Source organism: Bacteroides reticulotermitis JCM 10512, from assembly GCF_000517545.1.
Taxonomy (GTDB): domain Bacteria; phylum Bacteroidota; class Bacteroidia; order Bacteroidales; family Bacteroidaceae; genus Bacteroides; species Bacteroides reticulotermitis.
This window is the reverse complement of sequence record NZ_BAIV01000042.1, coordinates 1-15,632: the sequence shown is the minus strand read 5'-3', so window position 1 is coordinate 15,632 and position 15,632 is coordinate 1. Positions and strand designations below refer to the sequence as shown.

Here is a 15,632-nt window from a genome sequence, read left to right as displayed (position 1 = left end):
GTTAAAGATGGCTAGGGAGTAGTATTTACTTACCGAGTCCGATTAAGAACTCAACCATCTTCGGATCGGAATGGGAAAAGAACAGGCTCTCTTCTTTATCCAATTTGGCGATTTCTTCCATATCCTGAGCGGATAAAGCGAAATCAAAGACCTTAAAGTTTTCAAGCATACGTTCTTTCTTGTTTGACTTGGGGATAACCACAATGCCGCGCTGGATCAGAAAGCGAAGTGCTACCTGGGCAACCGTTTTACCATATTGCTTGCCTATCGTTTGCAAGGTGGCATTGTCGAAGAAGTCGTTACGCCCTTCGGCAAACGGTCCCCATGACATGACTTGTGTTCCATATTTATCCATAATCCGCTTAGCTTCTACTTGCTGATTGAAGACATGGGTTTCAACCTGATTGACCATGGGCTTAATCTCGGTGAACTCTGCGATGTCAATCAAACGGTCCGGATAGAAGTTGCTTACACCGATTGCACGTACTTTGCCTACTTTATACGCCTCTTCCATCGCACGATAGGTACCATAGTAGTCGTTAAAAGGCTGGTGAATCAACAATAAATCGATATAATCGGTTTGCAGTTTCCGCAAAGACTCTTCGATGGACGCTTTCGCCTTTTCGTAACCGCCGTTTGAAATCCAAACTTTGGTAACAATGAATAACTCTTCACGGGGTACGCCACACTTACTTATTGCATTGCCTACCCCTTCTTCATTGTCGTAGGCCTGCGCTGTATCGATCAGGCGATACCCTACACTGATAGCGTCTAATACGCAACGCTCACACTCTTCAGGAGTCACCTGATATACGCCATAACCTAAAATCGGCATTTCAATGCCATTGTTTAATTTGACTGTTTTCATATTACTTTTATATATTGTTTGTTTAGATATTGCAAAATTACAGTTAGATACGTAGCAAGCAAGTATACAAATTACGGTTTGTCTCATCAAAATTACCGATTTGAATAGTAATAGCTTGTCATACAAGAGGAAATACGTACTTTTGTATCGTACAATTAACATAAACCGGTATGGGAGAGATCATTCAGTTTAATACAATTAAGGAATATAACCACAGCTTGGGCCTGGAGACTTTGCACCCATTAGTGAGTGTCGTTGACTTTTCCAAGATCAAATCGATTAAGCATGTAAGAGCCAATTTCGGGTTTTATGCGATAGTCCTCAAGGAAACAGTCTGCGGCAGTCTGACCTACGGGCATAATGTGTACGACTACGATGAAGGTACGCTCGTGTTTATCGGTCCGGGACAGGTTTCGGGCGTTGATGACGGTGGAGAGACCCTAAACCCTAAGGGCTATGCTATCGCTTTTCATCCCGATTTACTACACGGCACTTTGCTGAGTAAGCGAATGGACGACTATACCTTTTTCTCTTATGCGGTAAGAGAGGCTTTACATACTTCGGAACGTGAACGCGAAACATTTATGAATTGCCTGCATGAAATAGAAAAAGAGCTGGAACATGCCATAGACAAGCATAGCAAGTTGATTATAACATCGAACCTAGAGGTGCTGCTAAACCACTGTATGCGCTTTTACGACCGCCAGTTTATTACACGCGAACCTCAGAATAAAGATGTTATCGGGCGTTTTGAGCAAGTACTGAAACATTATTTCGATTCTGATACTCCCCAACGAATTGGCACGCCTACGGTGCAATACTGTGCTGAAAAACTAAACTTATCGGCTAACTATCTGGGTGATCTGATAAAGAAAGCAACCGGAAAGTCTCCGCAGGAACATATTCAATTAACCTTGATAGACCGGATCAAAGAGAAACTCTATATACCTGAGAAGACGATTAATGAAATTGCGTATGAATTGGGATTTAGTTATCCGTATCACCTGAGCCGGATGTTTAAGCGAATCGTTGGCTGTACTCCCAAAGAATACCGCAACTTGTATCTATAACATACCCCTATAAATGTGCATACCGGCAAAATATATTCGCCGGTATGCATCCCCCAATTAATCACCTCCGCCTATTTTACTTAGAGAGGAAACTTGTGATCGTTTTCGTAGCTGATTCCATGCATTTCGGAGTAATCTACCGCCCAGGCAATTATGTTACCAAAGATCTGTGAGTTATACACAGTGACATTCTGACTGGTTGTATAGTTAGTCCGGGGAATGGGACGATAGTTCCGGTCGATAGCAAAGGGACAATAGACATAACTTCCCTGATAGGTACCTCCAAGGTATCTTTGTGCATTCGAGATAAATCCGCCTTCTCCCATAAAGAAGAAGGGTTTCGTAGCATGCCGGAACATATTTATATACCCATCGGAACGAGAAGAATAGGTAATGGTTTCGGCAGCCGGCAGGCTAGTGAATCCATGCATCTCGTGTCCGTCAGATCCCCACTGTTTACCACGCATATCTCCAAACGGACCGTTAGCTATCAAGTCATCTTCAGCTCCGTTTAACTGGAATAATTGGTTATAGGCAATGTGCTGATTATTCCCACTCACGCCTGTACCCATAATCTTTCTCACCATCGCTTCGATACTGGAAGCTACCGGATAATACTCATTACACATTAGGAATACACCTCCGGCATTGACAAAGTCGGCCAACAGATCAATCACGTTAGTATTACTTCCCGATGTATAATAGTTCACAGCTTGTCCGGTCAGAATTATATCCGGCTTAAATGTATTAAGCTTGCTCAACAGGTAGTTGTAGTTTATGACTTCCCCGCTCATTCCCTGTCCGGCTGTCATCACCTCAATTGTAAACGCGTTCCCAGACTCATTCTCTTCCATCGTGACGGTGCTGTTAGGATCAGTCCCAAAGTTCATACTGGCATCCATAAAGGCACGCGAGGCTGTATTGGGTTCAAGCATATACCCAAACCGATAGGCGGCATTGGCTCCAATGGCAAGGATTCTCTTGGTGGCATATCCGGGTAGAATACGCGCCAGGCAAGTGGTGGCATCTACGCTATTGGTAACCAACTGTACTTCAAAAGGTGGTATCGGATCTGTACCGGAGTCGTTGGTCAACGTCCCATAACCTTCCAACTGCAAGGTGTACTCATAATTCCCACCTCCTACGGAGGTTGCATCCAACCCATTAAACGTACCTTTTGTTCGAAAATAGATGCCGTTCTTCTTGATGGTTTGCACTTCATAAGGCAGACCATTAAAGTTGCTTCCTATGGTACGTACTTTTAGGGTGATGTAATGACTGTAATTTAGCGGTAGTCCCGCTCTATATCTTCCGTTTACCTTTACGGCATCGCATTGTAATAAGTAATTCAACATAAATGCTTTCTGATTGACATGAATGGTCAACTGCAAGTTTTCAACCTGCAAAGTCAGTATATCTTCACGCACAGTGCTTAAATCACCGATATTATCTTGCCGTGCCGTGAATGTTATCGTTTTCCGGGTATAATCGATCGATACGTCGAAATAGACGCCATCGCGCCAGGTATAGGTTAATGACTTACCGGTAGTACCATTCAATTCTAAATTTGTTTGATAAGAAATCGTGTAGGTATTTGTTGTTGCGTCTCCTTGGGCACGCGCTTCCATTGAAATAAAACGATTGTCCACTCCGAAGTAATAGTTGCCCTGGGTGTAATAGCCAAGCGGAACTTCATTCCATGCTACCACATTCAGCTTCAAAGGAGCCGATATGGATCTCAAAGCCTGTTCGGGAGTTTCAAAGCCCGGTGACTCTACCTTTTGAATATCGAACACGTACCGATGATTACGCAATATCGGACGGTAAGAAACGATCTTCTTATTGGCATAGGTTGCAAAGTCTGCTCGATAGTAGGTCACTTCGGAGCCATTAGTCTCTCCATAATATCCGCCAATCACCAAGCAAGGTACATTATCCATGTCGGATTGAGCATCGATAATAACTGATTCCGGAAGATAGATTTCACGTATATAGCTATTTTGCGCAACATCCAAGCTGTAAATAAGAGGGTTTGCGTCGGCCTCATCCAATGTTTGATAAACCGAACCGTCATCCGAATTATAAGCAGCCGAAGCCGGGATATTCGGAACAACAACCTCGCTTCCACTCATCTTATCTTGTGACGAAGCAACATACCCTCTGTGATAGGTACGATACACGCGTATGTCTTTGATTTTGAAGTTATCCAATCCCCAAACCGATTCTTTATCGGTTTCCGCATGTTCGTACACCTCTCCTGTCTGGGGGTTTAAGTTATTAAACTTAAAACGAGTGCCTACATCTACACGGGCTAACGCACGATGCAGCAAAATGCTGGTGCTCCTGTCATTGGTAATCCGAATCGGATTGGGTAGTTCACCCCACATCGGTATCTTGGAATAGTTTGCAGAAGAGGTGTTCCATTTACCGACACAATCAAATATGAATTGGTTCAAGGCTACACTCTTCTCCGTCCCATCGGCTATCGAGATCACGGGTGCATTGGCAAGTATCACAAACCGATATTCTTCTCCATGTTTACTGACAGGTACTTTTAGGGTAACAGTCGGCGGAGTGCGATCGCTAATAACAGCGTTGTACCGAAAGACTTCGCCACTTTCGGTGCTTTCAAAAGCCAGAATCTGTATCTGATTATAATCAATAGCAGATTCCTGACTCGCATCCATCGCCCGGGTTGATGTTTGCATCGGCCCCGGAGCAAGTAAGTTAAGCTGAAGAGAAACACGCCCTACCTCACGCTCATCTTTGGCGTACGGAACGTCTTCACATCCTGTGAGCCAGAGACTCAACAGGATTAGGAAACTCCCCAACAACCGTATATAAGAACTTTTTTTCATAATCGACGAGATATATTATCTTGTATTGATTCCATGATTGGCGGCCCTGTCAATAGCCCATGCCATAACATTGCACCATACTTGGGAATTATAGACTGCCATCTGTGCTAAGTAAGACCCATAGCTAGGGTACGGTATCGGAAACATGGTACTGGTATCCCAGTTTAAAGGACAAATAGTACCATTAGGGACGATATAAGGCTGTCCGTTCGTTCCCGAGGATGTGAATCCACCATCGCCAAAGTAGACCAGATTCTTTGTCTTATGTCTGAATCCTGAGACCATATTGACCCTATCTGCCTGGAAACCTGACCCATTTATCGGCATACCGTTTGAATAAAGAATAATTTCATCTGTTGGTACATTGGCAAGTATAGCGCAATATGAAGCATCTTCTCCCCATTGTTTTTTCCGAACATCTCCAAAAGGGCCATTCATTATAGGATCGGCAAAGTACGGATCACCCGCAACCTCCGGATCACCAGCAAGCTGATAGACTAAGCCCGAAGGACCTTGTTGGATTTGTGTTATAGTGGTTATACCCATACAGGCATTGACTATATTGGCTGCCGTATAGGGAGCATTTGCTCCATTACCTTCATTGAAAACCAGCACGACACCGTTATTATTTATAAACTGAGCAATGTACTTGGCTAGTAGAGCTAAATCAGTGTTCGTCTCGGTAGAGTAGACATAAACATCTTGCGTTATATATAAGATATCCACAATATCCGGCCCGTCAATCAGCCAGCTTCTCATCTGTCCAATCCCTGGGCTCGTATTAGGAGCTGAGGTATTTAATCTAGCGTTGATTAGCTCAAAGCCTTCGGTTTTTACGATACTGTGATCATAAGGACCAAAGTTATTTGTCGATGTGAGTATTTTATTCGCTCCCGTATTGGGCAATGCGATGTTATACCCATACAAATCTTGATTGCCAAGTACTAATATCTTCATCTTCCGATTCACCGGTGAGATTGTCGCCTCGCAATAAGAGCCGGAGCTACTATTCGATTTTATCCGCAGCTTAAATGGGCCTTCAGAGTTCGAATAATTGAGCGTTCCCGTGCCATACAACCTCACATTGACTGTCAAAGGATTCCCTACCGGAATACTTGAGAAGTTGAAAACACCCGAAGCACTGAAAGAAATACCATGATTTCCTTCCAGATCGACTGTTTCGAATACATAGGTTTTACCCTGAATGCTCCGATCTTCCGCCGTGAAAGAGAGGTCGATGTAATGGGTTGCATTCAATACAGTACCCGATTTATACAACCCGCTCACCGTTACGCTTTCGCAGTTGATGTAATACTTAAAGTTGACGTATAGCTGTTCAACACGTACCGGGATCGTTATCGGACCGGCTTTTACAAACAAGGTATCGAACTGAACGAAATTCGTCACGTTCTCGGTCAGTGCCGTTATCGTTATTTCCTGAGTAGACTCATCCCAAACAGCGTTGAACAAAGAAGATGGATTGCCTTTACCCCAGTTTAATGTAAGAGGATCGGACGTAGAAAGCGGATAATTAGTCTGATACTTGATTTTAAAACTGTTTGTGGGTTCTGTCACAGTAGGCTGAGGTGCGAACTGCAAATTACGTTTATCCAGACCGAAGTAGTACTTTCCATGTACTTCCAATTGGTGTATGGACTCGTCAAACTCAATCAGGTCATAATCAATATTCTCAATGGTTGCAACCGATTCGAGCGCTTCCTCAGGAGTTCCAAACCCCGGTCCGCGCACGGTATTAATGTTAAAGACATAGCGATGATTTCTGACTATCGGAAGATAGGTTCGAACACCTGTCGATCTATTCTCTGTAGCAAAATCCAACCGGTAGTAACTAACCGCGCCACTGCCTTGATAATATCCCCCGACAACCAAGCTATGCATATTCGAATTACCCGGAGAAGAAGGTAATTCCGTCTCCGGAATATATATTTCACGCACATAGCTATCTCCACCTTCGGGTGCTGACACACTGTATTGCAGAGGATCATTGTCATCATGCCGTTCCACACCCGCAGGAATATGTATTTGCCCAATCGTTTGATGAGCTACAAATCCGCTCTTATTGGTACGATAAACATAAACTTGCTTGAGTTTGAACCCGGAAACTCCATCGGCACTTTCCGACAAGATTCCACCGGCATCACTGAAATTCAGTCCTACATCGATTCGAGCCAATGCCCGATAGAGATCTATAGTAGGCATAGCCATTGTTTCGGAGATAATCAATTCCCCGGTTTCACCCCACATCGGAAATGGCGTGTAGTTCTGATTGTCTACATTCCATTTACCGGATAGCGCGTAAGTTAAGGTTTGTTTTATATCATCAACGGTCGTTGTATTAGTTAATGGGAAGGCCGACAAATCATAATTCGCGACGATTCCGATCTTAAACTTCTCAGCAACATTTTCACTCTTTACCAGTTTCACGGTAAGAGTGGCTTTGCTAAGATCTCCCTCATCGTAGACAATTGAGCCCACAACCGGAGCCTTATAATAAAACTCACCGGTAGACTTAAAGACTAATATATGCAGAGAATTCAAATCGATGACTCTCTCTGCTTCAGCGCTCATGGCTCTTGTCCCGGCTTCACCAGAGGAAGGCACACTCATTTCCGGTAAATCCAGTTGTATTTTCAAATATGCACCGGAAACAGCATTCTCCGTGGGTATGACAGGTTCGTCCTCAAAGATACAGGCAGACATAATACCTACCAGCACCAATAAGAATCCGTATTTATATATCTCCTTGCGGAAGTATAGGAATATGCTCATAAGTCTACTTCTGTTAAGGGTTAATATTCACATTGTTGACCACCCATCCATTAATAATAATGGTCACATCCATCCACTTATCATTATCAAAGAATAGTGTAATCACATACTCATCCTGACGGTCCAGGTATTCCTGCAAGCTCCAGATGCGGTGGCTCTCCATTTCAGTTAATGAAAAGAGCCAGGGCAGATTTATATTCACCAATTCCTTGCTTCCATCGGCGGTTATAATATGCAGGCGCGGTACATTGGTTTCAATCAGTCTTGAAGTACTGAATTCTACAGCAACTGCCTTGTCAACCTCACTGGAAGGAACAGCTGCATTTGAGGAAGGATGTATATTGGATTTATAATAGGGAAGATAGGTAGTTGGCTCATCTGCCAACATGCTATAATCATACTTGATGTGCCCACTTCCTATTGGGTCGGTAATCGAGAAGAGGTAATCATTCACATCCAACTCCGTATTGCCTAGATAAGGCAACAGAACAACTCGTATCTTTTTATTCACCTTCTTCAAACTGATCTTCACTTGATCTGTACCCGGAGTATTCTGCACATCAGCTTCTGCTGCTCCTACAAGAAAGTTATTCAGTTCATACTGACTGAAATTTAACTCTCGCTTCAGGTAATAATTCAAATCTTCTAAGCGGGATACGCCGACTGTTAGATCGGGAATTACAAAATTCGCTTCATCTCCGGTTAATGTATTACTTTTCCCCCAGGCAACAAAACGGTAACGTCCCGAAGCTTCCGGCTTATTCATTTCAACGGTAAGCGCATTACTGATGCTCCGCCTTGCCGGGAATGTATGCTAACAAGCATCCCGTTTCCGTCGAATACATAAAGCATCAACTGATCCACCTGATTCTCAAGTGCATTAGATGAAAGAATATTGTAACTATAGTCAAAGCTCACACGAATCTTACAATCGTCCGGATCTTCCTTGATACAAGACGACATAGCCAATAGGGCTATCATGGATAAAGCTAATTTGATTCTTCCAATTTGATTCATAACGAAACGCTTCTTATTTATAAATATATATAGTATCATGCCGCAACGACATGATTTAATTGACAGCTTTAGGGGCAACTCTTGGATGCCTTATTATTATCTCAAAGGATTCAGGTTAAAATCCAGCCTCACTTTCATACAGAAGTTTGAAGCTCTAATCGTTTTTTTAAAAGTCGAGCAGGATTATCATCTAAAGAAAATCATCCCCAATCCTGCTCAACTTATCAATTATAGAGTAATTAAGAGAATAGAAAAATCGAACTAATTTAGAACTCGATATTGATTGTATTCAACACCCAAGGATTGATCGTAACTGTAACCTGGATATATGCTTCTTCAGTATCAATATCCGGATTTCCAGGTTCTCCCGTTCCCGGTTCTTCTGGATCCACAGTACCTCCACCGGGAACATCATCACCCAAATCTTTGATGGAAGTAATATTCAATTTATAAATAGAATTACGGAACACACCATAATAGTCTTTACCACCATACGTATGTGCAACATTAGGATCCTTAATAAAATAGGTGTAGTACATAACACCATTCTCATATACTTTAATACCCTTTCCTCTCAATTCTCCTGCGGCTGTAGGAAGAGTTACTCCATCAAAATCTTCATGTGCCTCTAAAGCAGTCCTGCTTGCGAAGATTTCTTCTTTATACACGTAGAATGTTGGCAGATCACCACCACCGTTCTTCGCCTGTACGCGATAGATCACACCTGATGTTACACCTCGTCCGGCAGTAATCTCATCAGTACCATAGAACTTAATTTCAGGTCTGTTTTCGGTCATGTATTTATCAGTAGCTGTATAAGCGGCCGAAGATGAAATGTTATTGATTTCAGTAATCACACCACCACCGTCTTTCACCAACTGTGTATATTCGCCAATGTGATGGAAGAACTTATCCTTCACCAATATGGTAGGACTAGATTCAAATGGAACTCCGACCAAAACCTCGTAGTTCAGAGGAGCACCGTTAGAATAGTTATTATAACCCCACTTCTGCAATACATTGAATTCTTTACGAACATTCAACAGTACATAACCATCTACATCGACTCCTGTTACAAAATTAGCAGTACTGTTGGCAAGGCTGGTAACCGTAGGAGTAGTTGTTATATCTGTAATTTTAGCGGCAACACGATCAACCTTTATCGTCACAGGGGCCGGAGTGGTAATTGTATGGTTTGAAGTGATATTTACCGGCACACCACCTAACTCTGTGGAACTATTGCGTGCATTCACCATTAAGAACTTACCATTCTTATAACCGGAAGTCGCCTCAGCAGCACTTGTTACAGCCTCAACAACATCGTTGATATTGGTTACGTCAGCAACAATACTTATCCCTGGATTATTCACCAATGCGTATACATAGTGCGTTCCCAAACTTACTTTGAAAGCCTCAGTTTGTACTCCGGTAATAGACGGGTGATGTACACTCGTTACTAGTCCGGCATTATTTGCTATTAAAACCGTTACACCGGTAATTGTACTTTCAGCTGGTATACCACCATCAGTTCCCTCACTTCCTTCGCTTGTTCTTGTATTTACATCACCCGTCAATCTTAGTGACAGATATCCTTTCACTTCACCTGAATCAACCTCAGGAAAATCATTTTGCGCGTCGCTACAACCGGCAAGTCCCAGTATAGCCAGAGCGGCTACTAAAAAATACTTAATCTTCATCATTTCTTTTTTTTAAATTAATTACTATTTCAACACTTCTTATTTTCCCATATATGTGATTCTGTACTCCGTACGTCTGAGTTTAGGGAAATATTCCTTCAACAAAGTACGGTATACATTGCCATGAGCTAATTCCATTATTGCTTTCTCACGTCCATCAAAGATTCCTATATTCTCAATGATACGCATGATCTCATGCTGATAGGGAAGCGGCCGTTCTTCCAACAACTTCACTAAACCATCCCAATCTTCTGCCACTGAAGAGGAACGAACCAAGTCAGGAGACAAAGACAAATTGCCAAAAAGAAGTATCTGATTAGACAATGCTTTGGCTCTTTCACGAGATAGCCTTTCGTTTAAGGCATAAGTCCCTTCCGGAGAAGCGTAGCCGATAATTTCAACGCTGATAATTCGTGCATCCTCATCCTTCTCGATTTGACGAATCTCACCGATTATTTTATTCCACTCTTGCAGGTTCTTGCCAATACTTAGATCGAGCACTGATCTTCCGACCGGAAATTCAAGATAAGCAACCCCGTTTTTCACACGTGGCTGAGGCTGGGGCTCAGGCACGATCTCGACAACCGTTACAACAGGATCCACAAGCTTCATCGGTGGAACAGTCAAAGTTTTCAAGGCAAAGATCTTTTCAGTCAGCTGACTACCACACCCCCATACCGCTTGTTTTACATACAACACCGAACCATTCATCCATTCTTCGTGCGGAATGCAATCTGTATATACGATCTCAGTATCGGGATCTGTAGCAGAAATAACATCAGCATTTGCATAATTACGTTGCAGATTATGTAAAGCCACTCCCCGCTTATACGTTCTATTCCGGGATTGTCCGTTTACAAGTATCGGCTTAAAGTCGATCTTATGCTCGTTCTTCTCCAGATAAAAGTCCAGCAAGACAGATTCGCAATCGCTAACTTCCGAAGTATGGATAGTTACCTTATAAGCAATATCGACACAATCATCATGCTTTTGCAATTGATCAATAGTCACTTCAAAGCAGGGATGCTGCTGAGCATATGCAACAGCACATACAGATAACATAAATACGAATATAGTGGTGGCTCGTTTCATAAAGTTCGTAATGCAATTCATTATTTTATTATATATATCAATGATAGCCCTACCTTGGTTGGACCTAAATAGTTTTTATGCTTCCGGTAAAGTTCCTGCCCACAAGTCTTACATTGATAGGCCTTATAATTAAGATGAACATATCCGACTCCTAACGTAGCTTCCAGATTCCATCTTGGAGACAGATACCATTGATATCCGTAGCTAAGCCCGGCTCCAAACATATCGCCTTGGTATCGGGTATCTTCCAACTTCTGTTTACCCACAAGAGGTAAATCGATTCCGCCTATATTATAGATGCCATAAATACCATGAAGACCAAAGAAGTGACCATTAAAAGGTTCGCATAACCAATACCTCAATTCCGGTTGTACAAGTAAATGCTTGAGCTTCTTGTCTCCACCAAATGTCCACGGGTTATAGTTTACCGAAGTCTCCAATGTATATCGCGGACTAACTTTAAACTCTACTCCCAAATTTATGGTAGACGTCAAGTCATATAGCAAGTTTGTTTTAACGCCCATAATAGGAGTAGAAAAAGGGATTTTACTCATTTCCTGATTTTGCCCAAACAGCGTTGTACAGCCAAAGAGGAAGAAAATGGATACTAGCTTTATAATTGTAAGTCTCATCTAGAAATTGCAGTTAATTGGTTGAACAATATCATGTGGATTCATAATCACTTTTCAAGGATTATTTCCGGCTACAAAAATACGGAATAAACATAATCGAAATTCAATATTTACATACACAAAGCTCTATATTAGACCTCACATTAAACTAAACAACTGATTATCAGCATCCAAACAATAGAATATGAACTCCTCTAGTTAGATAAAGTATGAGTAAATAGACTTTTTAGGAGATATTACATACACTATATTGAAGCAATAAACTCCTAATATTTATCAATAAAAAACAGCCACATTAAACTTATTATCAAACAATTATAATAATTATAGTATAACCAAAAACAATTAAAGATAGAAGTGGACTAAACAATTATTAATATTGTTGCGTTATTACGTTGCATTATTCCATTTTTAGACATTTCACTCGAAAATCATATTTTGAATTAACTATCTATCAATGAATAATATAATATGAAAACTTATATTATTCATTCCTAATAACAAGATTATAAAACTATGGTAAATAAAGTATTTACAACTTTCTTTTTTATGCTATTTTTATTTACATTAATTCATCCGACAAAGGCCAATGAGACCGATTCATTGTTCCAAATATTAGATGAAACAATTAATAAAAGAATGTACTTCTTTAAAAAGAAAGAAGATCACTTATTTCAATTAAAAAAAGATTTAGCCAAGGCAGTTACCTTAGAGGATCAGTATGAGTATTCTCAAAAGTTAGCTATCGAATACAGCTATTATATCAATGATTCAGCCATACATTACTCTAGAAAAAGCTTGCAAATAGCTCAGGTATTAAATGATCCGAATCAGATTATTAGCGCTCAATTAGATCAAGCATATTATTTGTGTTACTCCGGATTATTTCATGAGTCGCATAAGATTATCGAATCAATTGAAGTATCTGCTTTACCACTGGCTTTACAAAGAAAATATTTTAGAACAACAATTTATGTCTATCACAATCAAACCTTTCAACTTAAAACATCTCCATATGCAGAAATATACAAAAGCAAATTATTAGCAAATATTACTTCCTATTTAGAAATAGGTGATATCAGCTCGATTGAATATATGAGCATACTGGCCTACAAATTCTATGTAGAAGAGAAATATATAGAATCGGCTTATGTCGTTAATCAAATACTAAAGCGGAATGATGTTCCCCCTTATACGCGGGCAGAGACATTGTTCAATCTGGGAGGCCTCTATATAAGAGCAGGAGTGGAGTATGCTGAAGAAGCAAAAATCACATTAATAAAAGACGCCATCTTATATAACCAACTGGCTATAACTAAGAACTCACCTTTATTGAACCTAGCAATCTTAATTATGGATGAAAAAAAGAATATGGTTCGCGCCAACAATTACATAGATCTTGCCGTTGAAGACACACGAGTCTTCAGTAGCAATCATAAGATCGGTCTTGCCGAAAAAATGCATAGTACCATTAAGCAATACTATTATGCCCGAGTGGATAAACAACAGAGTACCCTTCAACGCTTCATCGCTATCTTGTTCTTATCATGTGTATTGATCATTATAACGATATTAGTTCTGTTCTTCAATAATCAAATTCTGATAAAGACCCGCAAAAAGCTATCCGAAACAAACGATCAATTGCGTGACTTCAATCGTATAAAAGAGGTATACATCAGCTATTTTCTACATCAATATTCTATTCACATTGATAAGATGACTGAATACAAGAAGCAGATTTTACGGAAAATGAATTCCGGGCATCCGCATGAGGCTATAAAAAAGGAAGTAGCAGAAAGTATCAATGCGAAAAGAGATTTAAATGAGTTTTTTCTGGCTTTCGATAAGTCGGTATTGGAGCTTTACCCCTCATTTATTGAAGAAGTAAACGCGCTCTTGAAAAGTGATCGCAAATACACCATAAAGCACAATCATAAGCATCAACGACAAGAGTTGAATACTGAACTACGTATTCTGGCACTCCTACGATTGGGCTTTGGAGATAATAAAGAAATAGCTAGTATTTTCCGCTTTACCGTGCAAACTGTATACAATTACAGAAGTAAAGCAAAAGCAAGAGCCATCAACGAAGATACATTCGAAGATGACATTAAGAATACCTGCAACTAAAACAGAGTAAGTTCAGCAATCGGTCAAGGAACATCCTTCACCTGAACGACCTTGAGCACCCTACCCGCCTCACCATCAACCAACTGATATTGTACCTGCCGGATATTACCGGTAGGATTCGCATTCGTATCGCCCGGTTTATAAATAGGGAAGCGTTGAATGAAAGTTGATCCGACAATCTCCATTTGGTCATGCCCCATATATCCGTCGCTAATCTCTTTATTGCTGGAGATTTCAGGAAGGTACACCATACTCATCGACTTTCCGTTGTTAACAGAATAACCAATCAGCTTACCATAACTGCCACTACCATCCGAAGATAAATAGATAAACACTTCCGGATAGTTGTCCATATTCAAATCACCTATTTGCGCATCGACCACGGTATAGCCTGTTATGTCATGAGTTTCCACGCGATTACTGATTTCAAGGTTAGCCGGGGAAACAATTAACTGATTACCCAGAACTTCAATATCAAAAAAGTATTTATCCCAAGAGAGTACTTTCGAGAAGGAGCGTTTATCCAATTGAGAACTATCCAATTCTCCTTGCAACTTAGCATACTTACCAGCCATGCTTCCACCTCCCGAACAAAAATAGGTAAGAAGAGATTCATCATCGGAAGAAATTGATAAAGAATCGGCATCTAGCGAAAAGAAAATATGACCGCCCTCAACCGTAGTTGTTAACGTCCTGTCTTTATCGGATAGTACGCCAACAGCATCAAACCGGCAAGTCGGCTTTTTCTCATCCATCCGGGAGCGGATAGAAATGGTTGCCGTAGAATCCGTCAAAGCTCGAATAGTAACCGCACTCCAGTCGTACCCCTCACCTCGCTGCTCATAACAGTCAGTTACATAGCTACCGGCAAAGTCATTAATGGTTAATGGCTGAGGAGAAGAAGAACAAGCAGACAAGATTGCAACGGATGCAATGCACAACAACTTTGATTTCATAATTTTATTTATTAGGTTATTGATTTTCGATTGCTGAAAGGGCCTTCAATTTAATCAACCCGACAGTAGTCACCACGATTCATAACAAATATAAGCAAAAACTGTTTAAGAACACTTTCTTAGTCACTTTTTCAATCTACCAATAGGTATCTTTTAAAGATTGAAGAATCAGACTTTTCTAAATAATTGTTAATTACGGATTCTCGCTTTGAACCAAATTTTGAGAACAACGTTGTTTATGCAAATGATTTCAAATTACGAATTTGGAAAACAGAGATATAAAAACAGAAAAACAACTTAACGCAAAAGAACATCGGGCTTCGACCCTTATTGCTTAAGTTTTGATATTTGGGCAAAGAATTATCTCTGGAACAATTTAACTAATAAATTTTGAACTCATTTGAATAAAGAAAGAAATAAAAAACAGTATTACAGAATTCTTTTTTGAGCTTTAAAAAACAAAAACCTGTTTTACAACGTTATTATATCTATAATTATATAAACCAATTTAATGTATTAGGA

General features: G+C 40.6%; 11 protein-coding genes. 2 read left to right on the top strand and 9 right to left on the bottom strand.

Annotated features, from left to right (window positions below; translation table 11 throughout):
• Positions 1–25: 25 nt before the first annotated feature.
• A complete protein-coding gene (locus tag JCM10512_RS19370) occupies positions 26–868 on the bottom strand; it encodes an aldo/keto reductase (RefSeq protein ID WP_044165453.1) in 843 nt (280 codons plus the stop codon).
• A gap of 170 nt (positions 869–1,038) precedes the next feature.
• Between JCM10512_RS19370 and JCM10512_RS19365 the strand changes: the two genes are divergently transcribed.
• Positions 1,039–1,938 carry a helix-turn-helix domain-containing protein gene (locus tag JCM10512_RS19365; RefSeq protein WP_044165451.1) on the top strand — a complete coding sequence of 300 codons (900 nt, stop codon included), beginning with the start codon at positions 1,039–1,041 and terminating at the stop codon, positions 1,936–1,938.
• Positions 1,939–2,018: 80 nt separating this feature from the next.
• On the opposite strand, the gene JCM10512_RS19360 is transcribed toward JCM10512_RS19365, so the two are convergent.
• The 7 genes from JCM10512_RS19360 to JCM10512_RS19325 all read right to left on the bottom strand — a co-directional run bounded on the left by JCM10512_RS19360 (position 2,019) and on the right by JCM10512_RS19325 (position 12,024).
• A complete protein-coding gene (locus JCM10512_RS19360; protein ID WP_148298480.1) occupies positions 2,019–4,796 on the bottom strand; it encodes a hypothetical protein in 2,778 nt (925 codons plus the stop codon).
• A gap of 15 nt (positions 4,797–4,811) precedes the next feature.
• Positions 4,812–7,586 (bottom strand): hypothetical protein, encoded by a 2,775-nt coding sequence (locus JCM10512_RS19355; RefSeq protein ID WP_044165449.1) that lies wholly within the window; start codon positions 7,584–7,586, stop codon positions 4,812–4,814.
• Positions 7,587–7,599: 13 nt separating this feature from the next.
• Positions 7,600–8,352 carry a FimB/Mfa2 family fimbrial subunit gene (locus tag JCM10512_RS19350; RefSeq protein ID WP_044165448.1) on the bottom strand — a complete coding sequence of 251 codons (753 nt, stop codon included), beginning with the start codon at positions 8,350–8,352 and terminating at the stop codon, positions 7,600–7,602.
• The gene (locus JCM10512_RS24685; protein WP_158332244.1) at positions 8,349–8,603 is read right to left on the bottom strand and encodes a FimB/Mfa2 family fimbrial subunit; all 255 of its coding nucleotides are present in this window, start codon (positions 8,601–8,603) and stop codon (positions 8,349–8,351) included. Before JCM10512_RS24685 ends, JCM10512_RS19350 begins: the two co-directional genes overlap by 4 nt.
• A 266-nt stretch (positions 8,604–8,869) precedes the next feature.
• The gene (locus JCM10512_RS19335) at positions 8,870–10,303 is read right to left on the bottom strand and encodes an Mfa1 family fimbria major subunit (RefSeq protein ID WP_081741513.1); all 1,434 of its coding nucleotides are present in this window, start codon (positions 10,301–10,303) and stop codon (positions 8,870–8,872) included.
• A 36-nt stretch (positions 10,304–10,339) separates the two neighbouring features.
• The gene (locus JCM10512_RS19330) at positions 10,340–11,413 is read right to left on the bottom strand and encodes an OmpA family protein (RefSeq protein WP_044165440.1); all 1,074 of its coding nucleotides are present in this window, start codon (positions 11,411–11,413) and stop codon (positions 10,340–10,342) included.
• A complete protein-coding gene (locus JCM10512_RS19325; RefSeq protein ID WP_081741511.1) occupies positions 11,413–12,024 on the bottom strand; it encodes a DUF3575 domain-containing protein in 612 nt (203 codons plus the stop codon). Before JCM10512_RS19325 ends, JCM10512_RS19330 begins: the two co-directional genes overlap by 1 nt.
• 516 nt (positions 12,025–12,540) lie before the next feature.
• Here JCM10512_RS19325 and JCM10512_RS19320 point away from each other — a divergent pair.
• Positions 12,541–14,154 carry a DUF6377 domain-containing protein gene (locus tag JCM10512_RS19320; protein WP_044165436.1) on the top strand — a complete coding sequence of 538 codons (1,614 nt, stop codon included), beginning with the start codon at positions 12,541–12,543 and terminating at the stop codon, positions 14,152–14,154.
• 23 nt (positions 14,155–14,177) lie between these two features.
• On the opposite strand, the gene JCM10512_RS21660 is transcribed toward JCM10512_RS19320, so the two are convergent.
• Entirely contained in the window at positions 14,178–15,110 is a 933-nt protein-coding gene (locus tag JCM10512_RS21660; RefSeq protein WP_052517303.1) for a hypothetical protein, read from the bottom strand.
• Between the last annotated feature and the right edge of the window lie 522 nt (positions 15,111–15,632).